Source organism: Streptomyces sp. NPDC032721 (assembly GCF_055579625.1).
On record NZ_JBVIMX010000015.1, the window covers coordinates 139,995 to 161,572 of the forward strand.

At 70.3% G+C, this 21,578-nt stretch carries 28 protein-coding genes; 11 read left to right on the forward strand and 17 right to left on the reverse strand.

Features of this window, described 5'->3' with window-relative positions; translation table 11 throughout:
• Nucleotides 1-106: 106 nt before the first annotated feature.
• The 4 genes from ACZ5PB_RS29140 to ACZ5PB_RS29155 all read left to right on the forward strand — a co-directional run bounded on the left by ACZ5PB_RS29140 (nt 107) and on the right by ACZ5PB_RS29155 (nt 4,215).
• The gene (locus ACZ5PB_RS29140) at nt 107-709 is read left to right on the forward strand and encodes a DJ-1/PfpI family protein (protein WP_468695116.1); all 603 of its coding nucleotides are present in this window, start codon (nt 107-109) and stop codon (nt 707-709) included.
• The gene (locus ACZ5PB_RS29145; RefSeq protein ID WP_468695118.1) at nt 706-1,230 is read left to right on the forward strand and encodes a MarR family winged helix-turn-helix transcriptional regulator; all 525 of its coding nucleotides are present in this window, start codon (nt 706-708) and stop codon (nt 1,228-1,230) included. The genes ACZ5PB_RS29140 and ACZ5PB_RS29145 overlap by 4 nt, the downstream gene beginning before the upstream one ends.
• Nucleotides 1,231-1,344: 114 nt before the next feature.
• Nucleotides 1,345-3,570: a serine/threonine-protein kinase gene (locus tag ACZ5PB_RS29150; protein WP_468695314.1), complete on the forward strand. Its 2,226-nt coding sequence runs from the start codon at nt 1,345-1,347 to the stop codon at nt 3,568-3,570.
• Between the two features lie 108 nt (nt 3,571-3,678).
• Nucleotides 3,679-4,215, forward strand: a complete 537-nt coding sequence (locus tag ACZ5PB_RS29155; protein ID WP_468695120.1) for a hypothetical protein — start codon at nt 3,679-3,681, stop codon at nt 4,213-4,215.
• Between the two features lie 83 nt (nt 4,216-4,298).
• Here ACZ5PB_RS29155 and ACZ5PB_RS29160 read toward each other — a convergent pair whose 3' ends face one another.
• From ACZ5PB_RS29160 to ACZ5PB_RS29175, 4 genes are all read right to left on the reverse strand, one after another.
• A complete protein-coding gene (locus ACZ5PB_RS29160) occupies nt 4,299-4,691 on the reverse strand; it encodes a PIN domain-containing protein (RefSeq protein WP_468695121.1) in 393 nt (130 codons plus the stop codon).
• Nucleotides 4,688-4,951, reverse strand: a complete 264-nt coding sequence (locus ACZ5PB_RS29165; protein ID WP_468695123.1) for a hypothetical protein — start codon at nt 4,949-4,951, stop codon at nt 4,688-4,690. The genes ACZ5PB_RS29160 and ACZ5PB_RS29165 overlap by 4 nt, the downstream gene beginning before the upstream one ends.
• Nucleotides 4,952-5,099: 148 nt before the next feature.
• On the reverse strand, nt 5,100-6,029 hold the full coding sequence (locus tag ACZ5PB_RS29170) for a hypothetical protein (RefSeq protein ID WP_468695125.1): 930 nt from the start codon (nt 6,027-6,029) through the stop codon (nt 5,100-5,102).
• Between the two features lie 161 nt (nt 6,030-6,190).
• On the reverse strand, nt 6,191-6,535 hold the full coding sequence (locus ACZ5PB_RS29175; protein WP_468695127.1) for a hypothetical protein: 345 nt from the start codon (nt 6,533-6,535) through the stop codon (nt 6,191-6,193).
• Between the two features lie 218 nt (nt 6,536-6,753).
• On the opposite strand from ACZ5PB_RS29175, the gene ACZ5PB_RS29180 reads away from it, so the two are divergent.
• Genes ACZ5PB_RS29180 through ACZ5PB_RS29190 form a run of 3 tightly spaced genes read left to right on the forward strand, consistent with a single transcriptional unit; the run spans nt 6,754 to nt 8,374 of the window.
• Complete coding sequence (locus ACZ5PB_RS29180; RefSeq protein WP_468695128.1) at nt 6,754-7,590, forward strand: helix-turn-helix domain-containing protein; 837 nt, start codon at nt 6,754-6,756, stop codon at nt 7,588-7,590.
• Complete coding sequence (locus tag ACZ5PB_RS29185; RefSeq protein WP_468695130.1) at nt 7,587-7,829, forward strand: DUF397 domain-containing protein; 243 nt, start codon at nt 7,587-7,589, stop codon at nt 7,827-7,829. Before ACZ5PB_RS29180 ends, ACZ5PB_RS29185 begins: the two co-directional genes overlap by 4 nt.
• A gap of 2 nt (nt 7,830-7,831) precedes the next feature.
• Nucleotides 7,832-8,374, forward strand: a complete 543-nt coding sequence (locus tag ACZ5PB_RS29190) for a GNAT family N-acetyltransferase (protein WP_468695132.1) — start codon at nt 7,832-7,834, stop codon at nt 8,372-8,374.
• Here ACZ5PB_RS29190 and ACZ5PB_RS29195 read toward each other — a convergent pair.
• The 8 genes from ACZ5PB_RS29195 to ACZ5PB_RS29230 all read right to left on the reverse strand — a co-directional run bounded on the left by ACZ5PB_RS29195 (nt 8,317) and on the right by ACZ5PB_RS29230 (nt 13,262).
• Nucleotides 8,317-8,934, reverse strand: a complete 618-nt coding sequence (locus ACZ5PB_RS29195; RefSeq protein ID WP_468695134.1) for a hypothetical protein — start codon at nt 8,932-8,934, stop codon at nt 8,317-8,319. The two genes, ACZ5PB_RS29190 and ACZ5PB_RS29195, sit on opposite strands and share 58 nt — an antisense overlap.
• Before the next feature lie 17 nt (nt 8,935-8,951).
• Nucleotides 8,952-9,485, reverse strand: a complete 534-nt coding sequence (locus tag ACZ5PB_RS29200) for a cupin domain-containing protein (RefSeq protein WP_468695135.1) — start codon at nt 9,483-9,485, stop codon at nt 8,952-8,954.
• A gap of 131 nt (nt 9,486-9,616) precedes the next feature.
• Nucleotides 9,617-10,057: a VOC family protein gene (locus ACZ5PB_RS29205; protein ID WP_468695137.1), complete on the reverse strand. Its 441-nt coding sequence runs from the start codon at nt 10,055-10,057 to the stop codon at nt 9,617-9,619.
• Nucleotides 10,058-10,108: 51 nt separating this feature from the next.
• Nucleotides 10,109-10,744 carry an ADP-ribosyltransferase gene (locus tag ACZ5PB_RS29210; protein WP_468695138.1) on the reverse strand — a complete coding sequence of 212 codons (636 nt, stop codon included), beginning with the start codon at nt 10,742-10,744 and terminating at the stop codon, nt 10,109-10,111.
• 83 nt (nt 10,745-10,827) lie between these two features.
• Complete coding sequence (locus tag ACZ5PB_RS29215) at nt 10,828-11,256, reverse strand: hypothetical protein (protein ID WP_468695140.1); 429 nt, start codon at nt 11,254-11,256, stop codon at nt 10,828-10,830.
• A gap of 99 nt (nt 11,257-11,355) precedes the next feature.
• Nucleotides 11,356-11,898 carry a GNAT family N-acetyltransferase gene (locus ACZ5PB_RS29220; protein WP_468695141.1) on the reverse strand — a complete coding sequence of 181 codons (543 nt, stop codon included), beginning with the start codon at nt 11,896-11,898 and terminating at the stop codon, nt 11,356-11,358.
• Nucleotides 11,899-11,917: 19 nt separating this feature from the next.
• Nucleotides 11,918-12,568, reverse strand: coding sequence for a LysE family translocator (locus ACZ5PB_RS29225; RefSeq protein WP_468695315.1), 651 nt, complete (start codon nt 12,566-12,568; stop codon nt 11,918-11,920).
• A gap of 70 nt (nt 12,569-12,638) precedes the next feature.
• Nucleotides 12,639-13,262, reverse strand: coding sequence for a TetR/AcrR family transcriptional regulator (locus tag ACZ5PB_RS29230; protein WP_468695142.1), 624 nt, complete (start codon nt 13,260-13,262; stop codon nt 12,639-12,641).
• A gap of 138 nt (nt 13,263-13,400) precedes the next feature.
• Between ACZ5PB_RS29230 and ACZ5PB_RS29235 the strand changes: the two genes are divergently transcribed.
• Both ACZ5PB_RS29235 and ACZ5PB_RS29240 read left to right on the forward strand, forming a co-directional pair.
• Nucleotides 13,401-13,625 carry a hypothetical protein gene (locus tag ACZ5PB_RS29235; protein ID WP_468695144.1) on the forward strand — a complete coding sequence of 75 codons (225 nt, stop codon included), beginning with the start codon at nt 13,401-13,403 and terminating at the stop codon, nt 13,623-13,625.
• A 194-nt stretch (nt 13,626-13,819) separates the two neighbouring features.
• Nucleotides 13,820-14,494, forward strand: a complete 675-nt coding sequence (locus tag ACZ5PB_RS29240; protein ID WP_468695146.1) for a DUF4232 domain-containing protein — start codon at nt 13,820-13,822, stop codon at nt 14,492-14,494.
• A 189-nt stretch (nt 14,495-14,683) separates the two neighbouring features.
• On the opposite strand, the gene ACZ5PB_RS29245 is transcribed toward ACZ5PB_RS29240, so the two are convergent.
• Both ACZ5PB_RS29245 and ACZ5PB_RS29250 read right to left on the reverse strand, forming a co-directional pair.
• Complete coding sequence (locus ACZ5PB_RS29245) at nt 14,684-16,324, reverse strand: ABC transporter permease (RefSeq protein WP_468695148.1); 1,641 nt, start codon at nt 16,322-16,324, stop codon at nt 14,684-14,686.
• Nucleotides 16,321-17,256 carry an ABC transporter ATP-binding protein gene (locus ACZ5PB_RS29250; RefSeq protein ID WP_468695150.1) on the reverse strand — a complete coding sequence of 312 codons (936 nt, stop codon included), beginning with the start codon at nt 17,254-17,256 and terminating at the stop codon, nt 16,321-16,323. The genes ACZ5PB_RS29245 and ACZ5PB_RS29250 overlap by 4 nt, the downstream gene beginning before the upstream one ends.
• A gap of 92 nt (nt 17,257-17,348) precedes the next feature.
• Here ACZ5PB_RS29250 and ACZ5PB_RS29255 point away from each other — a divergent pair, with 92 nt between their 5' ends.
• Both ACZ5PB_RS29255 and ACZ5PB_RS29260 read left to right on the forward strand, forming a co-directional pair.
• Nucleotides 17,349-17,873, forward strand: a complete 525-nt coding sequence (locus tag ACZ5PB_RS29255; protein WP_468695151.1) for a GbsR/MarR family transcriptional regulator — start codon at nt 17,349-17,351, stop codon at nt 17,871-17,873.
• 95 nt (nt 17,874-17,968) lie between these two features.
• On the forward strand, nt 17,969-18,403 hold the full coding sequence (locus ACZ5PB_RS29260; protein ID WP_468695153.1) for an OsmC family protein: 435 nt from the start codon (nt 17,969-17,971) through the stop codon (nt 18,401-18,403).
• 58 nt (nt 18,404-18,461) lie between these two features.
• Here ACZ5PB_RS29260 and ACZ5PB_RS29265 read toward each other — a convergent pair whose 3' ends face one another.
• From ACZ5PB_RS29265 to ACZ5PB_RS29275, 3 genes are all read right to left on the reverse strand, one after another.
• A complete protein-coding gene (locus tag ACZ5PB_RS29265; RefSeq protein ID WP_468695155.1) occupies nt 18,462-19,685 on the reverse strand; it encodes a serine hydrolase domain-containing protein in 1,224 nt (407 codons plus the stop codon).
• Between the two features lie 179 nt (nt 19,686-19,864).
• Nucleotides 19,865-20,455 (reverse strand): Uma2 family endonuclease, encoded by a 591-nt coding sequence (locus tag ACZ5PB_RS29270; protein WP_468695157.1) that lies wholly within the window; start codon nt 20,453-20,455, stop codon nt 19,865-19,867.
• 72 nt (nt 20,456-20,527) lie between these two features.
• Nucleotides 20,528-21,388 (reverse strand): diacylglycerol kinase family protein, encoded by an 861-nt coding sequence (locus ACZ5PB_RS29275; protein ID WP_468695316.1) that lies wholly within the window; start codon nt 21,386-21,388, stop codon nt 20,528-20,530.
• Nucleotides 21,389-21,578: the final 190 nt, after the last annotated feature.

The window sequence follows — 21,578 nt, forward strand, 5'->3', positions numbered from 1 at the left end:
CGTCCGGCCTCCCCTCACTCTTCATTGACAGCACGCTGTCGTAATGACAGAATTCTGTCATCGGGCCACGGCGGTCCGGACGCACCACGATCTCCAGGAGACGACCATGTCCCGCAAGACCGTGCACCTCGCCGTCTACGACACCTTCTCGGACTGGGAGACCGGCCTCACGACCGCCTTCCTCACCCAGCACGGGTACGAGGTGAAGACCGTCGGCCTCGCCGCCGACCGCCCGGTCACCACCATGGGCGGCCTGCGGATCCTCCCGGACCTGGCCCTCGACGCCCTGGACCCGTCGGACAGTGCGCTGCTGATCCTGACCGGGGCCGAACTCTTCGACTCGGGGCGGGAGTTGGCGCCCTTCACGGCCGCCGCGCGGCAGTTCGTCGAGGCGGGCGTACCGGTCGCCGCGATCTGCGGCGCCACGCTCGGCCTCGCCCAGGAGGGCCTGCTCGACGACCGTACGCACACCAGCGCGGTCTCCTTCTACCTCGCGGCCAGCGGCTACGCGGGCGGCGGCCACTACGTCGACGCCGACGCGGTCACCTCCGCCGACGGCCTGCTGATCACGGCGGGCCCGACGGAGCCGGTGGCCTTCGCCCGCGAGGTGTTCGCGCTGCTCAAGGTGTACGAGGGGGAGAAGCTGGACGCGTGGTACCGCCTCTTCCACGACTCGGACCCGACGGCCTACGAGATCCTCTCCTCATGACGGAACCACTCACGACGGACGGGACCGCCGGCCCCCACGGGGCAGGCTCCCCCGCCACCCACGCCCCCCAGGGCTCCTCCGAGTCCCCCACCCAGCAGCTCCTCACCCGTACCGCCCTCGGCGTCTTCCGCCTCAACGGCCAGTTCATCGCCGTCTCCGACGCGATGGCCCGCGAGGTGGGCCTGACCGCCTCCTGGTGGCAGGTCCTCGGGGCGGTCAACCGCACCCCCGCCCCGGTCGCCTCGATCGCCCGCACCATGGGCATCACCCGGCAGAGCGTGCAGCGGATCGCGGACCTGCTGGTCGGCAAGGGCCTCGCGGAGTACGCCGACAACCCGGCGCACCGCCGCGCCAAACTCCTCCGCGCGACCCCGGCGGGGCACGACGCCATCCGCCGCCTCCACCCGTCCCACGCAGACCTGGCGGCCCGCCTTAAAGCGGAGCTCGGCGAGGAGTCCTTCGCCGAAACGGTCCGCGTCCTCGAACGCCTCTCCGAAGCCATGGACGCGGTCACGCGGTAGGCGTCCCTTCCGGTTACGGAACGGTGGCGAGCAGCGGACCCCTTTGTCGTACAACGGCACTATCCTCGGGCCATCGCTGGCACATCGGGGGAGGGTGGCGCAGCAGTCATGGCCATGGAAAAACTGGGGGCCTCAGACCCCCAACGCATCGGTGCCTACCGCCTGTTGGCGCGCCTCGGGGCGGGCGGCATGGGCCAGGTCTATCTGGCCCGCTCCGACCGGGGCCGTACGGTCGCGGTGAAACTGGTCCGCCGCGAACTGGCGGAACAGGAGGAGTTCCGCTCCCGGTTCCGCCAGGAGGTACGGGCGGCCAGGCAGGTCGGCGGCCACTGGACGGCCCCGGTCCTGGACGCGGACACGGAGGCCGAAGTCCCGTGGGTGGCCACGGGTTACGTCGCCGGGCCCACGCTCCAGCAGGTGGTCTCGGGCGGCCACGGCCCCCTCCCGGAACGCTCGGTCCAGGTCCTGGCGACCGGCCTCGCGCACGCGCTGAGGGACATCCACGCGGCGGGCCTGATCCACCGCGACCTCAAGCCCTCGAACGTACTGATCACCATCGACGGCCCGCGCGTGATCGACTTCGGCATCGCGCGCGCACTGGTGACGGTCACCGACAGCGGCCTGACCCGCACGGGAGCGATGGTCGGCTCCCCGGGCTTCATGGCCCCGGAACAGATCCGGGGCGAGCGGGTGACCCCTGCCTGCGACGTGTTCTGCCTCGGCTCGGTCCTCTCGTACGCGGCCACGGGCCGGCTCCCGTTCGGTACGTCGCACAGCGGCGTGCACGCGATGATGTTCCGCATCGCACAGGAGCCCCCGAACCTGGAGGGCGTCCCGGAAAGCCTCCACGACCTGATCCAGTCCTGCCTCCAGAAACCCCCACCATCCCGCCCCACCCTGGACGACATCCTCGCCCGCACGGGCCCCGCCCCCACCTCACGCGACCCGTGGCTCCCGGCATCCCTGGTGGCCCAACTGGGCATTCACGCGGTGCAGTTGCTCGACCTGGAAAACCCGACGACCTCCCTCGCGACGGAGGCACTGCGGAAGGGCGCGAACACCCCGGACGACGCAAGTGGCGCGAGCGCTCGGGACGACGCGGGCACCGTGGACACTCCGGGCAACATGGGTACCCCGGGCGGCGCAGGTGGCACGGGCACTCCCGACAGCGCAGGCAATGCGGGCGGCGCAGACGGCACACGCGCGCTGAGCAGCGCAAGTGGCTCGGGCACCCCCGGCAGCGCGGACGGTGCAGGTGGCGCGGACGGTGCAGGTGGCGCGGGCCGCCCCGGTGGCGCAGGCACACCCGCTGCGCCCGGCGCACCCGCCACTCCGTCCGGCCCTGGTGCCACCGAGTTTGTTCCCACCCCTCCTGAGCCCAACTCACCCACGCCGCCGCCCACTTCACCCCCCAACGGCATGCACTCCCTGCCCACCTACATCGTCACTCCCCAGCCCGGTGCACCGGGCGGTCCAGGGGCTCCCGACGGACCGCCCGCCCCCGGCACGCCGCACGCGCTCCCCGCCCTGCCGCCCGCGCGCCCCGCCGCCGGGGCGTACGGATACCCCGGTACTCCGAGCAGCCCCAACACGCCGCCCCCCAACGGCAGTTACGGATACCCCTCGCACAGCGCCACCCAGCCCCCGCGCGACCCGTACAACTACCCCACCCCGCCCGGCGGTTACGGCCACCCAAGTCAGGGCCCCGGCTACTACAACCACCCCGGTTACACCCCCGAGCCCCCTCCACCGCCCCGCAACAAGCGCGCCACCCTCGCTCTCGTGGCCGTCGCCATCGTCGTGGCCGTCGGCACCGGTGGGTCCGTCTACGCGTTCATGAGCGGCACGGACGACGACAAGAACTCCGTCGCCAACCCCACCAGCAACAACAGCCCTGCCGCACAGGGCACGGCCCCGGGATCCCAGACCCCCTCCGACCCGTCCGACCCGTCCGATCCCAACGGGTCCCCCTCCACTCCCGACGACCCCACCACCGACGCCGGTGCCGCCACCGTCCCGACCGGCTTCCTCGGCACCTGGCACGGGACCGTCCTGGACAGCACCCGGGACCTCACGCTCAGCCAGGGCAAGGTCGGCGACACCATCATGTCGCTCACCGCCGACGGCCCGAACGGTTCCTTCCACTGCCTCTTCGAGGCGGACCTGACCGCCGCCCCCGGCCCCGACGGCCCCCTGCGCCTCGGCAAGTCCCGCGTCGTCCAGGGCCCCGCCGCCTCCTGCAAACCGGGCGACACCTCCGAGGTGGAACTCCTCCCTGACGGCACCCTCAAGCGCACGTCGGCGGACGGCAAATCGGTCACGTACACCAAGTCCGGCTGAGGCGGCTGCCGCACGACGAGCCCGTGTCCTCCGCTCTCCACCGCACGGCGGAGACGGATCATCCGCACGCCCGATCAGTCCCGCGCACCCTCTCGGCACGCTGGACCCATGACCACCCAAGCGCTCCCCGTGGCCCCGCCGAAGGCTCCCCGGTCTCCCCGCGAGACCGAACACCCCGTCCCTCGCTGGGCAGTTCTCGCCGCCAAGGCACTCCCCTGGGTCGTCACCCCGGTCTGCGTCTGGCGGCTGCCGATCGCCTTCGGCTTCGAGATGGGGGCGCCGGACGGCCCGTGGTCCTGGTGGCAGATCCCGTACGTCTTCGCCCTGAGCATCCTCTCGGAGCTGGGCGTCCTGCTGACCGTCGGCCTGGTGCGCGGCTGGGGCGAGGTCTTCCCCGACTGGCTGCCCCTCATCGGCGGCAAGCACGTGCCCGTCGCCGCCGCCGTCATCCCCGCCACGGTGGCCGGACTCGGCGGCCTCTACCTCGTGTACGACTGGTTCCTGAGCACCTTCGGCCCCGAGCCCTCGCCCTACGCCCCCGGCTGGAACACGCTCGCCCACATCTGCAGCACCCTGTTCGTCCTGTGGGGCCCGATCCTGCTGGCCCTGACCGGCGCGTACTGGTGGCGCCGCCGACGCGGCTGAGCTTCTCCGCGCCGCACGGCACACGTGGCACCCGAGCCGCGACGGGGGCACGAACCACACTCCGTGCCCCCGCCACCACCATGTCAGGGCAGCCGGATCGTCCGCACCAGCGGCATGTCCGCGTACAGCTCCGGTTCCGTCGTCACCACGGGCCGGCCGTCCGGCCAGTCCAGACTCGGGCGGGACAGGTGGACCGCGTGCCCGACCCGCAACTCGATCCCGTCCCTGAGCAGCGAGCCCAGTGCCGCCGCTCCCGCGAAGTCCAGCTCCACGATCTCGGCGGCGGGCAGGGCGCCCACATGCTCAGCGATCCCCTTGCGCAGCCCGTCGGCCGTCGCCAGGCAGACCGCCGGTACGTAGACGTGCCGGGTCGGTCCGTGCTCGGTGTTGGACATGAACTGCGAGGCCAGCCGGTTGCCCCGGCCGAGCGCGAGCAGGGCGGTCTCGTCGTAGACCACCGCGACGGAACGGGTCACAGGCTGTCCACAGGCCGGCCGGCCTCCAGGTCCTTCCACGCCTTCTCCGCGCGGTCGTGGTCCTCGTCCGTGAGCGTGACACCGAAGTGCGTCTCGCAGTACGCCTTGGTCTCCTCGTACCGCTTGCGCAGTTCCTCGCGGGTCGGGGTGGCCCCGGCCAGCTCGGTGAGCAGGTCTCGCATGGTCATGCCGCGCTCCCTCGCGAGCACCATGAGGCGGTCGCGAACAGCGGGGTCAACCTTGATCGTGGTGTCGGCCATCACCACAGTATACCTGCGGTATACCACTTCGGGTGGTGCGAGCAATGTGGTCACAAGGACCCCTTTCCCATCTCTGTCTCATCTGTTTCCCCGGCCCTGAACCGGGCCGGAAGTCCATGCGGCCAAACCCCTCCGCCGCCGCCCCCGCCTACGCGGGCACCACCCCGCCCAGCCCCCGCATCGCCGCCCGCGCCGCCTCCGCACCCCGCTTGGCCGACTCGATGAACCCGAGCACGCCCTCCGCCAACGGCACCGGCTCCCGGTCACCCGCCGCCACGCCCGCCACCTCGGCCCGCGCACACGCCGCACACCGCCCCGCCGCGAACAGCCTCGCCCCGCACCCCCCGCACGCATGCCCCAGCACCGGCTCCGGCGGCGCGGGCAGCGGCGGCGGACACTTCCGCTCCAGCCGCGAGGCCAGCAGCTTCGCCGCCGAATGCACCCGCTCCGGCAACCCCGCCGTCAGCGCCCGCGTCAGCACCGCGTCACTCGCCCCGCGCTCCCACCACACCTCCACCATCGGCGCCAGCTTCAACGCCTCGGCCACCCCCAGCGACAGCGCGGGCTCCCGCCGCCCCAGCCCGTGCAGGAACCGCGCGGCCCGCCCTGTCCCCGCCGAGGGGTCCACGGGATCCGCAGGGGAGGGAGGTTCTTCTACCGAGGTACTGCAAACCAAGGGTTTCCGGCCCGCATCCGGGGGCGCCCCGTTACCGGAGGCCAGGTTCCAGCCACTTTCGGGTTCACTCTCACCGCCGGGGTCGACGGGCTCCGGCCCGCTCTCGTCGTACGGCCGGTCGAACACCATGTAAACGGTGTTGAGTTGCCCCGTCTCGGGGTCCTTGAGGGGCTCGCGCCGCAAGTACCGGGCTTTCTCCAGCTCACGCAGCGCGGAGGCGATCCGAGTCCGCCCCTCGTGGCGCTGCTTGGCCAGCGCACGCACGGAGGCGCTGGCGGCTTCGGGGAGGCTGAGGAGGTACACCAGTACGCCTACCGCGCACCAGGAAAGGCGGCGATCCTGTAGCACTTCATTGCCGAGGATGGTGAACGCACGCGTGCGCGGGGTACGGTGAATCTGCATCGGGAGTTGAGTCCTCCGGGTGTCAGGCCCCCGGGTGCGCTAACACCGCGGGGGCCGTTCTATGAAAGTTTTGTCGGTGCCCATTACGCGACCATCAACTCCCCACGACGCAAGCTCACTTGCTTTCTTCCACCCATTAGGGTGACGCATCGTCTTTACTGTTACGAGGCCTTGGCCAGCACTCCTTCCGCCACGCACTTCAACAGCATCGGATGCACGAACCGGTGCTCCCCGGTGGGCGGACACCACCACCCAACGGGCCACGTCCCCCCGCTGAGCGCGGGCACGGGTACGTAACTCACCTTGTGCGGCCCGGCGTTGAAGGTCGCCACCCCACGCGGCCAGGACCGGAACGACGTGCTCCCGGCCGGCACCAGGAAGTACACGGCCCGCACCCCCTTGCTCTCCACGACGATCGGCCCGGGGTCCCCACCGGTCATCGCCTCCAGTCTCTCGGCGACGAGCCGCCCCTCCGCCCCCTCGATGCGCACGGCGTCGAATTGCACGCCTGCTTTGCGGAGTTGGAAACCGGAAGCCGGAATCCAGCTGATGTTTAGTTCACGACTTTGCGTATCCACGCTGACAGCTTGCTGGGGCGCCCCTTACGTTTTCCATAGGGTCCGGCGGACCGTTGGAATCCTCCAACTTCCGTTGTACTCGGTTGAATTCGGCGGGCTCTGGTTGAGGCTGGTTGAGGCCAGTTGAGACGGAAACGGTGGAGGCGATGGCGCGCGCGGAGAACAAGGAATCGGCAGGTCCTACAGCACGGCTGGTGGCGAGGATGGTCACCTCCATCCGCAAGCAGAGGGGGTGGACCCAGGCTCGGCTCGGCCAGGAGCTCGGTTACTCCGGAGCTGCGGTGAGCGCGATGGAGACGCTGGTCCAGCCCCCTAGCGAGCAGATGCTGATGCGGCTGGAAGAGGTGCTGGGTATGGGGTCGGACTTCTTCACCAATGCGTTGGTCGCGATCCAGCGTGAGAAGTATCCGGCCAAGTTCCAGGGCTTCGTCGACTTGGAACGGGAAGCGGTGTCACTGCACATCTACTCGATGCACGCGATCCATGGGCTTTTCCAAACAGAGGAGTACATGCGCGCGCTCTTCAACGGAACCTACCCGCTGAACTCTGAGTCCCGAGTGGAAGAGTTGACCGCTGGGCGCTTGGCACGCAAGCAGATCCTCGACCGCGAACCGATCGCGATGATCGAGCTCATCCTTGACGAGGCGGTCCCCAACCGCATGATCGGCAGCAAGGAGACCATGCGGGATCAGCTGCTCCATCTGATCCAGTGCGCCAGGCGCCGAAACGTCACCGTGCGAGTACTTCCCCTGGACGCCGGCCTTGAGGGCGAATACGCGGGTGATCGGGGGCCATTCACCCTGATTGAAACGCGTACACATGACCATCGCGTTTACACGGAGATCCTGGACATCAGCATGCTGATCGACGATCCCCCGACAGTCAGCGTTCACACCCAGAGGTATGCAAAGATCCGAGAACAGGCCCTTACCCCTCGTCAATCACTGGGTCTGCTCGAACAGTTGGTAGGAGAACTTAAATGAGCGAGAGCACCCGATGGTTCACATCGAGCGACAACACGTGCAACAACGACGCACACACCGGAGTCGCCCACGACTGGCACAAGTCCTCCTACAGTGACGGCGAAGGCGGCGAGTGCGTAGAGGTCGCCGCCTGCCCCCACACCATCCACATCCGCGACTCCAAGCTGAGCGACACCGGCCCCATCCTCACGGTCACCGCCGCAAGCTGGAACACCTTCCTCCACCACGCACGAGGCTGACGGTGATCCGGCAGGAGACCACCGACGATCACCGGGCGGTGCACGAGGTTCATGCGCAGGCCTTCGGTGGCGGCGAGCAAGTTCCTGGGCTCGTGGCGGCACTTCGTACGGCGCGGGCCGGGTTGGCGCCGATGTCCTTCGTGGCGACCGTTGATGACCGGGTCGTCGGCCATGTCCTGCTGAGCGCCGGGCGGTTGGACGCGCCGCGTCGGATCGTGGACGTGCTGTCCCTCTCACCATTGGGCGTGCTCCCGGAGTTCCAGCGCCAAGGCATCGGCACCCGACTCGTCGCGCACGCGCTCTCGGCGGCCGACGAGCTGGGCGTGCCGTTGGTGTTCCTGGAGGGGTCCCCGCACTACTACGGCAAGCGCGGCTTCGAGGGCGCGAGCGCACTGGGCTTCCGTTCGCCTTCGCTGCGGATTCCCGAACCCGCCTTCCAGGTGGCCCGGTTGTCCGCGCACGAGCCCTGGATGACCGGCACCTTCGTCTACTCGGAAACCTTCTGGGCCTTCGACTGCGTCGGCCTACGGGACCCCGAGGCCTGAGCAGCCTCAGCGTCCGCGCGCTCGCGGATTCCGGCCCGCTCCTTGGCGATGTTGCGGATCTTTCTCGTACTGCCCGAGTCGGCGAGCAGGGACAGCACCGCCGATGACGTCGAATCCTCGGCGAGCTGTCGCTGCATCCAGTCCGTGACCTGCGCCAGCTCGACCGGTGTCGGCAGGTGACCGTCCTCCACGGACAGGCTGAACAGCCAGTCGTCGATGCGGCGGCGGATGAACTCGCGGTACGAATCCGCCCCGAGCCGGTCGATCTCCGGCAGGAGCCCGGCCGACCACTGCCGGAACCCGTCGGGCCCGGACGACCTCCAGGCGACCCTGTCCACGAGGGCAACCACCGCCGTCTTCGCCGCCATCACATCGGGATCGCGAAGGATCGTGGCCACGATCGCACGGTCCTGGTCGCGGCTCCGCGAGGAAGCGGCCATCAGGACGACGCGTTGGTACGCGGCCGATCGCACATGGCCGTCCGCCAGTGCGTCGTCGATGTCCACGTCGACGATGCCGGCCTCCGCGAGCAACGCGACCAGATCGGAACGCAATGTCACCGCCCCGCCCCTCTCCTCTAGCCCTTCGCGCGTGCCTGCGCGTCGAAGTCTTCCTCGAAGTAACTGTCGTGGCGCACCCGGAACTTCCTGAGTTCCTCGCTGTCGCCGCGCTGCGAGACCTCCGCGATCCGCTCGAAGAACTCCTCGCGCGGGGCGCCCGGGGAGAAGAGCATGAGCATCGACATGGGCTCGTCCGTCACATTCTTGAAGGCGTGCAGGCCGCCGACCGGAACGTACAGGAAGTCACCGGCGGTGCCGGTCACCCACTTCTCACCGTTGAAGAGCTCCAGCTGTCCGGAGAGTACGTAGAAGGACTCCGACATCGCCTTGTGGAAGTGGGTCTTGGCTCCGGCGGCCCGCGCCGCCAAGTCCACCTTGTACAGGCCGAATTCGCCGCCGGTCGACGCGTGTGTGGCGAGGTAGCGGTACTCGTCGCCACGGGCCGAGGTCAGCTCCGGCGGCGTATCGGCGCTGCGGAAGGAGGCGTTCACCTCACCCCGGTCTCCCTGGTAGCGGGGCTCGGGGTACTGAAGGTGCTCCGGGTACGACATCGTGCACTCCCGCCTGTCACTCAACCTTGACAATCTCAACGTTGAGATAAAAACACCCCGGCGTTCCCAGCGTCAAGCATCTCAACGTTGAGATTCTTAGTGCTGGGAACGCCGGGGGTCAGGGCGGCGGTTCAGTCGATGCAGAACTCGTTGCCCTCGATGTCGAGCATCGGGATGCACGACTCGTCGCTGCCGTCTTCGTACAGCGTGCACACATGCACCGCGCCGAGCGGGACCAGTCGCGCGCACTCGGCTTCGAGTGCGGCGAGGCGCTCCTTGCCGACGAGCCCGGTACCCACCCGTACATCGAGGTGCACCCGGTTCTTGGCGGCCTTGCCCTCGGGAACGCGCTGGAAGTACAGCCGGGGGCCCACGCCCGAGGGGTCGGTGCAGGCGAACCACGAGTCCCGCTCCTCGGCGGGCTGCGCGTCCTTGTAGTCGTCCCACGTGGCGAACCCCTCCGGGGGCGCCGGTACGACGTAACCCAGCACCTCGCACCAGAAGCGGGCGAGGCGCTCTGGCTCCGCGCAGTCGAAGGTGACCTGGAACTTCTTGACCGATGTCGTTGTCATCGGGTCACCCTATGGGCGCCCCTGATCAGGGGCGCCCGGGGGCCTACTGCCTCAATCTTCGTCGGCCGCGCGGTACTTCGGGTTGCTCTTGCAGGCCGACATGATCTCGGTACGGGTCTCCTTGTCGATCGGGCAGACGCCGATGATGAACTCGGACCTGATCCCGCCGGGGAAGGCGACCTCGACCTGGTCGGCGAACTTGTGGTCGTCGCCGATGGTCTTGTTGACGTCGATGCCACCGGGAGCGTCGATGTAGTAGTTGAAGGCGCCCGGCTTCATCCACTTCGCCCACTTCTTGAAGAGGTCGTGGTCGTAGGTGGTGGAGACGAAGGGCGACGGCTGGTTCTTCAGGACGTACTTCTCGACGTCGTACTGGCCGTTGACCACGTCCTTGGGGCGGAAGCCTTCGAGGAAGACGACGTCGGGCCCCCGGCCGTCGGCCCGGTAGAGGGTGCCGCAGCTCTTGCGGACCACCGGGGTCGGGGTGATGCGGGAGAACTGCACGGACTTGTCCACCGCCGCGACCATCGGGTCGAAGACCACGGGGCAGGTGGGCGCGGCCGCGAACGCGGGGGCGGCGGCAGGGGCGGGCGCGGCGGCGGTCGCCGGGGCGGTGAGCAGCGCGGCCAGGGAGAGGACGGCGGCCGACAGGACGGTGGCGCGCCGGGGCGCAACAGTTGTGATCATGGGAAGTACGATCGCGGTCCTGCCGACGCCGTCCGCGCAACTCACCCGAAGGTGAGCGTTTCACGGCATGGGGGCGACTTCCATCAGGCGTACACGCGCACCGAGTTCGTCGAGGTGAGGCTCGTCCACAGGCCGGTGGAACAGTTGTTGACGTTGAGGTCCCACGCGACGCCGCCGGTGCCGTTGTAGCCCGTGAAGCCCTTCACTCCGGCGCCGCCGGTCTGGCAGTTCTTGACGGTGTAGTCGCCGATGAGATTGGCGACGTTGTACGTGCCGTAGCGGTAGAAGCTGTAGACCATGGGGTGGTTGGAGCTGCCGTCGAAGATGTCGCCCTTGTAGATGCAGACGTACCCCGACGAGCAGGCAGGGGTACGCACTTGGGCGGGTGCTGCCGACGCCGTCGATGCCGTGAGGGTCGCGGGCACGGCCAGCCCGAGGCAGGCGAGGAGCACTGCCAGGGTGCGGCGGCGGGGGCGAAGAGGGGTCCGAAGTGGGGTCCGGCTGCTGTTCACGTGGTCTCTCCCGTTTCTTCCAGCGCGGATACGGTCCGCCCCGGAACGGGACGAACCTGTACGCATCCGACCCTAGAACGCCGGGAGTGCCCGGAGCGGCTAAACCGCCTTGTCCGGCTTCCACTCGTGGGCGAGGAGTCCGAGGAGCACCTCGTCCATGAACTCGCCGAGCACCCATGCCGAGTTGCGCAGCGTGCCCTCGCGGACGAAGCCGTTGTGTTCGGCGGAGCGCAGCATCGCGTGGTTGTCCGCCAGCGTCTCGACCTGGAGGCGGTTGAGGCCGCGCACGGTGAAGCCGTAGTAGCAGAGCACCGAGACGACGTCGGTTCCGTAGCCCTTGCCCCGGGCCGAGGGCAGCAGGCCGAGGCCGACGTGCGCCGCGCGGGCGTGGTTGTCGATGCCCCAGAGCGAGGCGGTGCCGATCAGTGTGCCGCCGGCCAGTTCGATCACGGAGAACGGGACGTACCCGTGCTCGGTGTCGTCCACGGTGAGCGGCGGCTTCTCCTGTCCGGGCGTGACCGGCCGCCACGGCCGGCTCTCGGCGCGCGAACCGTTGACAACGTCGTCGTACAACTCGGTGCGCAGAACCGGTATGTCTTCCTCGTGCCGGGCCCTGAGCCCGACCTTGGTGCCTTTGAGCATCAGCTTCCTCTCAGCTCTTTCAGTCCTTGCGGCCGGTGGCCGCGACGGTGACACCCAGGCCGATCATCGTAAGGCCGCCGATGCCGCCGACCATGGACAGCCTGCGCGGCGAGCGGGCGAACCACTCCCGGCCGGTGGCCGCGAGCAGGCCCCACACACTGTCGCAGGCGAGCGCGATGACGTTGAAGATCAGGCCGAGCAGCAGCATCTGCACGGGTACGTGACCCTGCTCGCGGTCGACGAACTGCGGGAGTACGGCGGCGAAGAACACCATGGTCTTGGGGTTGGCCACCCCGACCGCGAACCCCTCCCACATGGTGCGGGCGGTACCGGTCGCCCGCCCCCGTCCGGCCCCGTCGGCGGTGAACTCGCCCTGGAGCGCGCCGCGTTGGCGCCAGGCCTTGACGCCCAGCCAGACCAGGTAGGCGGCACCGGCCAGCTTCAGGACCGTGAAGACCAGGACCGAGCTCGCCACGACCGAGCCGATGCCCAGGGCGACGGCCAGGACGAGTACGCAGGCGCCCAGGGTGTTTCCCGCGACGGTGGTCAGGGCTGCCCTGCGGCCCTGCGCCAGGGCCCGGCCGATCACGAACAGCACGCTCGGACCCGGGATCACTATCAGCAGGAACGACATCGCCGCGAAGGCGAGCAGACGGTCGGCGGACACCATGGCAGTCATGGAAGCACGGGCGTGGGGGTGAGTGCCCGGGGTTTTCGGGGGGGCTGGGCGGGGACCGTGCTCACTGGGCCGGTGGTGGCTGCGGCCCTTCCGCGCGCAGGAGTTGGTCCACGTAGTGGCTCAGCACCTGCTTCGCCACCTCCGGCTTCCGGTAGCCGAGGGCCACGTCCATGCCGAGGCTTGTGGCGAGGGACCAGCAGACGTCCGCGTCGGTCATTTCCGTGCCGGTCGGCTCGCTGCCGCGTGCCTGGCGGGAGCCGGTGATGAGGGTCGCGGTGAAGGTGAGGAGTTCGTCGTCGCCCGGCGCCAGGACGCGGGCCATCGTCGGGTCGGAGACCGCGCGGCCCGCCACCGCCAGCGAGAACCGCATCAGCCGCGTGCTCGCCGCGTCCGGCACGACCAGGGCGAGGAGGCAGGTGCGGAGCAGGGCTTCGGGGGTGGTGTCGCCGGCCGTGGCGACGGCTTGCTCGATACGGGCGTTGACCGCCTGGACGGCCCGTTCCAGGGCGTCGCGGACCAGGTCCTGCATCGAGGAGTAGTAGTGCTGGACCTGCCCCATGGAGACGCCCGCCTCCTCGGCGACCTTCCGCAGGGTCACCTGCTCGGCGCCGCCGCGTACCGCCAGCTCCCAGACGGCTTCGACCAGGCGTTTCCTGCGTTCCTCGTGGTCCACGATCTTCGGCACGACAGGCCAGCCCTCTCCTTTTTGCCATGCAACTGCATTGCATCAGCCCTCGCACCGTATTACAGTGCAAGTGCATTGTAATCGCCTCGGCGAAGCCTGCCACGCGACCCATGGACACAGCTCAGGAGGGCACTGCCCGTGAAGTACGACGTCGTTCAAGTACTCGGCATGATCCTGCTCGCCCTCGGCGGGCAGGGCGCCGTCCGCAAGCTCATCGACCACGACTACGAGGGTCTACTCAGCTGGCTGCCGGGGGGATTCGGGCCCGCCCTCAGCATTTACGTACTCGCCACACTCGTCGGCGCGATCGCGGCCGTCTGGGGACACGGCAAGGCGAAAGCGGCAGGGCGCAGGGGGCAATAGCCGCCCCCTGGGCGCCCCTTCACGACTCCGTCACCATGTCACTGCTCTGCGACAGCGTTGTCGTGGATCGACCACGCCCGTATCCCCCCGGCGCACAGCCCCCTCATAGTGATCAAGCAAGCACCGAGGGGCCGGACACACTGCGACCCCGTTCGCTGCACGCACTTCACGTACTCGACATCAAGGGGTCCTTCATGTCCGCCAGCCGTCGCAAGGCCTTTCTCGTCTCCGCAGCAATCGTCGGCGGCGCCATGCTGATGACGGCGTGTCAGGACACGGACGCCGGTGCGGGCGGCGCGCAGGGCCCCTCGTCCTCCACCCCGGCCCCCGACAGGGCGGACTCCGCGTCCGGCTCGTCGACCAGCGGCGGCAAGGAGGACGGCGGCAAGGAGGACGGCGCGAAGGACGAGGGCAAGGACTCGGCCGGCGAGGGCACCAAGGTGGACAAGTGCCGTACCGGCGGGCTGAAGATCACGGCGACCGACGCCACCATCGACGGCGACGCCGAGCGGACCGTCGCGGTCGAGCTCAAGAACACCAGCGGCAAGAGCTGCGCCATATCCGGCTACGCGGGTGTCGACCTCAAGACCAACGCGGGCCCCCTGTCCGCGAAGCGCAGCGGCGAGCCGGTCAACCCGGACATCCTCCAGCCCGGCAAGTCGACCTACTTCGGCATCACCTACCCGGAGAACAAGACCGGCGGCTCCGGCGTCCGCATCACCGGCCTCGTGGTGACCCCGCCGGACGAGACGAAGTCGGTCACGCTGCCCTGGCCGGGCGCCGGCAGCCTTCCCGTCACGGACAGCTCCGGCACCCCGGTGAAGGTCGGTCCGATGGGCAGCGCGGGCCAGGGCGAGAGCGGCAGCTGACCCGCGAGTCCCCGGCCCACAGGCCCACGCCCCTCGACCCACACCCCTCGGCCCATAGGCCCCGGCCCCCACCCTGTGGCCCACAGACCCCGGCCCACAGGCCCCGGCCCACGGGCCACGGGCCCTCGGGCATCTCGGCCCTCTCGGCCCACGGGACCCACGGGTCACGCGCCCCTCGCCCCGCGCCCTTCAGCCCACGTCCCTCCGGCGCAGGGCCGCCGCTCCCCCGCCCACCAGCAGCACCGCGAGCGCCGTCAGCAGGAGGACGGGTGTCCAGGTCATCCCGTCCCCCGGCATCTTCGGCAGGTGGCTGAAGGGGGAGAGGTTCATGGCCGCGGCGGGCAGGTTCAGGGCGGGGCCGATCCAGCCGATGGCCAGGCACAGGCCCACCAGGCCCCAACTGGCCGCCGCCGCGCGGGGGAAGGCTCCGTACAGCAGGACGGTCAGGCCGCCCAGGACCCAGATCGCGGGGAGCTGGACGAGTGCCCCGCCGAGGATCGGGCCGAGGTCCTGGCCGTATCCGAGGGCCAGTCCCAGGCCGCCCACGACCATCAGCAGCCCCGTGCCGCCGAAGGCGATGACCAGGTGGCCGGCCGCCCAGCGGAGGCGGCCGACCGCGCCCGCGAGGACCGGTTCCGCGCGGCCCTGCGTCTCCTCCGCGTGCAGGCGCAGCACGGACGAGACGACGTACAGCGCGGCCACCATCCCCAGCATTGCGACCATCGCCGCCAGGAAGGCCTCGCTCAGGCCCTGCTGACCGCCCATCCGCTGGAAGATCTCCTTGGTCTGCGCGCTGCCGCCGACCAGGTCGCCGACGCCCGCCGTCATTCCGCCGAAGAGGACGCCCGCGGCCAGGAAGCCGAGCAGCCAGCCCAGTACGCTGCCTCGCTGGAGCCGCCAGGCCAGCCCGTACGCCGACGTCAGCCGGCCCCCGGCCGGTCCGGGGCGCGTCGCCAGGAAGCTCATCCCCACGTCGCGCCGCGCCGACAGGACCAGCGCCGCCGCCATCAGAAGCAGTGCCGCGGCTCCCAGCACGGCGACCAGCCACCACCGTTCGGCCGCGAACGGGCGGACGTTCTCCGCCCAGCCCAGCGGGGAAACCCAGTTGAGTGCCGACGAGGCGTCCGTGGAGCCCGCGTCGCCCGCCGCGCGCAGGGCGAAGGCGGCGCCGAGTACCGCCGCCGTCAGGCCCTTCGCCAGCCTGGCGCTCTCCGTGAGCTGTGCCATGACCGCCGCGACCCCGGCGAAGAACACCCCGCTGCCCGCGATGGCCAGACCGAGCGCGAGTGAGCCCGCCGTGTCGCCCGTCGACGAGGCGAGCGCGCCCGCCACGATCACAGCGACCGCCGCGTTGGCGATCAGGGCGGCGATCAGGGCCGCCGTCAGCGGTGCGTGGCGGCCGACCCGCGCCGCCGAGATCAGCTCCTGCCGCCCGGTCTCCTCTTCCTCCCTGGTGTGCCGTACGACGATCACCAGGCTCATCGCCCCGGCGAGCGCCGCCGCGAACACCCCGAACCGCCAGGCCACCAGACCGCCCACGGACGGGTCGAACACCGGCCCGTAGAGCGCGCGCAGCGAACCGTTGGACGCCATCGAGACGGCGGCCTGCGCCCGCTCCGCCGGGGTGTCGTACAGCGTCTTGATGGTGTTCGCACCACTGGCGACCATCACGCCGAGGACCAGCACCCACACCGGCATGACGACCCGGTCCCGGCGCAGCGCCAGCCTCAACAGGGCGCCAGTGCCGGTGAGTCGGCCCTTCCCCGACCCGGCCCGCGACTGCTGCCTCGGCTGCCTCGGCCCTGCGGGGCGGACTGCGACCGTGCTCATCGGGCCGCCACCTCCTCGCGGGCAGCGGGGCCCGGGCCCTCGCCCTCACCCTCGCCGTAGTGCCGCATGAAGAGTTCCTCCAGGGTCGGCGGCGTGCAGGTCAGCGACCGCACGCCCGACGCCGTGAGCGCGCCGAGCACCGCGTCCAGCTTGTCCGTGTCGACCTGGAGGCGGACCCGGTTGCCCTGGACGTCGACGTCGTGGACGCCGGGGAGGGTGGCGACGCCGTTGGGCGGCGAGGCGAGTTCGGCGGTGATCGAGGTACGGGTGAGGTGCCGCAGCTCCGCCAGCGAGCCGCTCTCCACCGTGCGGCCCTGCCGGATGATGCTCACCCGGTCGCAGAGCGCCTCCACCTCGCTGAGGATGTGCGACGACAGCAGCACGGTCCGCCCGGCGTCCCGCGCCTCCTCCACGCACCGCTGGAACACCGACTCCATCAGCGGGTCGAGTCCGCTGGTCGGCTCGTCGAGGATCAGGAGGTCGACGTCGCGCGCGGCGAACGCGGCGACGAGGGCGACCTTCTGCCGGTTGCCCTTGGAGTACGTACGGCCCTTCTTGGTCGGGTCCAGCTCGAACCGCTCGACCAACTCCGCCCGGCGCGCCGGATCGAGGCCGCCGCGCAGCCTGCCGTACAGGTCGATGACCTCGCCCCCGGAGAGGTTGCGCCACAGGGTCACGTCGCCCGGCACGTAGGCGATCCGCCGGTGCAGCTCGACCGCGTCCTGCCACGGGTCGCGGCCCAGCAGGGTGACGCCGCCCGACTCGGCGCGCAGCAGACCGAGGAGGACCCTGACGGTGGTGGACTTGCCCGACCCGTTGGGGCCGAGGAAGCCGTGGACCTCGCCTGCTCGTACGCCGAGGTCGAGGCCGTCCAATGCGTGCGTGCGGCCGAAGGACTTGTGCAGTCCGGCCACGCTGATTGCGTTGGTCATGTTTCTGAAAGTACGCTCACTTCACAAGATTGTGAAGTTAAGGAATCGTATAAACTTCCCCACACGGTCGAACATGGGGAGACGATGAGCCAGTGACCAGCGACAACAGCAGTAAGAACCGGGACGAGGGCCGTGACGAGGACGTGGTCTCCCGTTTCGTCGAGCGCTTCGCCTCGGAGATGAGCGAGGCCGGCATGCAGCGGATGGCCTCCCGCGTCTTCGCCGCGCTCCTGGCCTCCGACAAAGGCGCGCTGAGCTCCACCGAACTGGCCGAGCAGCTGCGGATCAGCCCCGCCGCCATCTCCGGCGCGGTCCGCTACCTCAGCCACGTCAGCATGATCCGCCGCGAGCGCGAGCCCGGCACCCGCCGCGACCTCTACCGGCTGCACGACGAGCTCTGGTACGAGGCCTTCGGCCGCCGCGACCAGGTCATGGTCCGCTGGGAGGCCGTCCTGCTGGAGGGCGCCGAACTCCTCGGCCCGGACACCCCGGCGGGCCGCCGGATCGCCGAGTCGGCGGACTTCTTCGCCTTCGTGCAGAAGGAGATCCCGCTGATGATGGACCGCTGGCGGGCCCTGAAGGACAGTCGGGCGGCTGCCGGGGCGCAGGACGCCTGACCGGGCGGGGCGTGTGGTTCGGGCGGGGCGTGCGGTTCGGCCGGGGCGTGCGGTTCGCGGGTTGTTTCGTACGGGGTGGGACTACCGTCGTGGCCATGACTGCTGACAACTCCCTGCGCTCCGTCACCGTCGAGCGCTCCGGCCCCGGCCGGTTCACCGTGACCAACGCCCGAGGGGGCACCCTGAGCTTCGGCACCGGCGGGGACGCCGACTTCACCCCGGTCGAGCTCTTCCTCGCGGCGATCGGCGGCTGCACGGCGGTCGACGTGGAGGCGGCGACGGGGCGGCACGCGGAGGCGACCACGTTCTCCGTCGAGACCACCGGCAACAAGGTCGAGGACGAGAGCGGCAACCGGATGACGGACCTCCGGGTCGCCTTCGACGTCGCGTTCCCGGAGGGCGCTTCGGGCGACCGCGCCCGGGCGATCCTGCCGCGCGCGGTGAAGAGCTCGCACGACCGGATCTGCACGGTCAGCCGCACGGTCGAGGCGGGAACGCCGGTCAGTACGTCGGTCTCCGAGAACGACTGACCGGCTCCCTGGCCCGCTGCTTGCTGCTTGCTGCTTGTCACTTACTGCTTGCTGTTTGCTACTTGGGGCAGAACTCGGCCTCCACCACCGTGCCGGTGTCCCCGCTCCAGTCGCCGTTGAGGTTCAGGGCGACGGACTTGCGTCCGTCGGCGGTCGTGCCCGCGTGGGAGGACGAGCCGTGGATCCCTCCGGTGTGGCCCCAGACCTTCTTGCCGCAGGACAGCTTCTGCTCGTAGATGCCGAGGCCGTAGTTGATGTCGGGGCGTTCGGCGGCGACCGGGACGGTGGTCGTCATCTCCTTGAGCTGCTGCTTCGGCAGCAACTTGCCGGTGAGCAGGGAGCGGTAGAAGCGGTTGAGGTCGGCGGTGCTGGAGATCATGCCACCCGCCGCACCGGCCAGAGTGGGGTTGAGCTCGGTGATGTCGTACCTCTTCGCGGTCGCCGGGTCGCCCCCGAACAGGGTGTACGCGCGGCTGCTGGGGCGCGGCACCCGGTGCTCGTCGTGCGGGGCTGACGTGGCGCGCAGCCCGAGCGGGCGCAGGATCCGCCGCTCGATCTCGCTCTCGTACGAGCGGCCACCGGTCGCCTTCTCGATGACCATGCCGGCGAGGATGTAATTGGTGTTGGAGTACTGCCACTTGGCGCCGGGCTCGAAGTCGGGGGCGTGGCCCATGGCGGTCTTCACGAGCTGCCGCGCGGAGAGGGACTCGTAACGGTGCTGGAGGAAGGCGACGGTCATGTGCCGCCGGACGAACTCCGGGTCGCGCGTGTACTCGTAGATGCCGCTGGTGTGCTGGAGGAGTTGTCGCAAAGTGATCCTCCGGCCGTCGTGGCCGTTGCCCCGGACGACGCCGGGCAGCCACTTCTCGACGCGGTCGTCGAGCGAGAGCCTGCCCTCGGCCTCCAGCTGGAGCACCACCGTGGCGGTGAACGTCTTGGTGATCGAGCCGATCCGGAACCGGTCCTGCGCGCCGCGTTCGCGCCCGCTGGAGAGGTCGCCCACCCCGGCGGTGTCCGCCCAGGCCCTGGACCCGCCGGGCCCCTCGACACGGGCGACAACACCGGGCACCCCGTCCCGCACGAGGGCGTCGACGGCGGCGCGGGTCTGCGCGTGCGGGTCGTGGGCGGCGGACCGGGCGGCGCCTTCGCTGACGCTGACCTGCGCGGTGGCGGGGGTGGCGAGGGCGGCGGTGCCGGCGAGGGCGGCGGCGGCGAGAGTGGCGAGGAGGGCGGTGCGGTGCGTGCGACGAGCGGGGCGAGTGGGGCGAGTGCGTACGGGCATCCGGTGTCCCTGCTGACTCGGGTGCGTGCCGGGCGACGGGTGCGGCGGCACGTCGCGGGAGAGGACCGGCGCCCGGCCACCGGGGTTGCCCCGCCCCAACAGGGTTGACCCGCTTTCGGCCATGTCTGGGCACGGTCAGGTCCGTGCCCGGGGCACCGCGCGCACTGAGCCGCGCGCACTCAGCGGACGTACTCCTTGAGCACTTCCGTCTCCAGCTCGATGCCGACCGGATCGGGCAGCCGTACGGATGCGCCGAAGCGCACGGAGTGGATGTCGCCGTACCCGGTGGCCGACGGCTCGCTGTGCACGACGGCCGCTCCGGCGTCCCGGTCGATCAGCAGATAGACGGGGATCCCGGCGGCGGCGTACGCGGCGGGCTTCTCCTGGCGGTCGCGGCGGTCCGTGTCCGAGTCGTACAAGGTCACCTCGACCACCATCAGGACGCCGTCGGGGTCGGCCCATTCGCCCTTGCCGGCGAAGGCTCCGTCCCGCGCGAGAATGCCGTCCGGACGGGCTCGCCCGCTCCGGTTGCCCTCGACGCGCAACCCCTGTTCCCCGCCGTACAGCCACAGATCCGCACGCACCTGCATGCAGCGCTTCTGCAGCCACCTGATGATCTCGGCGTGATCCCCGTCCGGCACGATCTTGTCCCTGACCCGTCCGTCGATGTACTCGAACCTGACGGCGTCGGACGCCTTGGCAGCCGCTTTCGCGATCGCCTCGAACTCCTCCACCGACATGCCGGACGTGCGCTCAACCATGACTGTCATGGTGCGCCTCCCCTCTGGCGAGCACCAGCGTGCCGGGCCAGGGAGGTGCGTGGGGGCGGTTCGGGATGGTGATCACTCCTCGGGGTGACCAGCGGCCGTTCCCTCGTGTCCCTCCGGCAGCACCAGGCCCCACGCCCCCTCCCGTACCGTCCACGTCCGGGTCCTGACCGGGCCGCCGACCGACGCGTCCGCGCGGTAGCGGAAGTCGGGGCCGGAGACCGTGACGGTCAGGGCCCGGGCGCTGACCGGGGCCGTGCCCGCCGCGCCCCGGCCGACCGCCACCTCCGCGAGTCCGCCGCCCCCGGAACGTACCGACACCCCCTCCACCGGCTCGTCCAGATCGCAGAGCAGCACCCCGTCCGCCTCCACCCGCAGCCGGTACGTGCGCGGGGCGGGGCCGGGGGCCGGGCGTACCAGGGTCCTTACGAGCGAGCGGCAGGCGGACCACGAAGCCGACAACGACGCCGACCACACGGACGGCCCAGCGCCGCCGCCCGGGATCGGCACCGTCCTCGGGACGGGGGCGGGCGCGGGTACCCGGACCCCGCCCAGCACCACCCCGTCGCGGTCGTCGACCAGCAGGTCCATCCGGCGAACCGTTCCGTCCAGGACCGCGCGGGAGGCCGCGACCGTGCCCTCCGGCACCCCCAGCGACCTGGCCAGGGACACTTCCGCGCCGACTGGGACCAGTGCCAGCGGGCTGCCGTCGAGGAGCTCGCGGTGCCGGTGCAGCAGGCCCACCGCACGTGCCAGCGCCTGGTCGTCGCCGATCACCACGGGCCTGCGTCGGCCCCGGCGGGCAAGGGCCCGCGCGAACTCCTCGGCAGTGTCCGGAAGACAAATTTTGGCGCGCGCCCCGGCGCACAACACATCCTTCGCGATACGCACGGACTCGCCGTCCGTACGCCGGGCGACCGGGTCGATGACCACCATGAGCTGGTCGGGAGCCGACACCTCGGTCCTTCCTCGGGTAGCATCTTTGTGCAAGAGCCCCTTGCGCTATTGCGCCAGGGGCTTGGTCTATTCCGGGGCAGCGGTTCAGCGGTCAAGGCACGCGATGGACGCCATGCACGTCGACAAAGTCGTCGACGCATGTCATCGCGCACGCCCCTGACCTTGGACA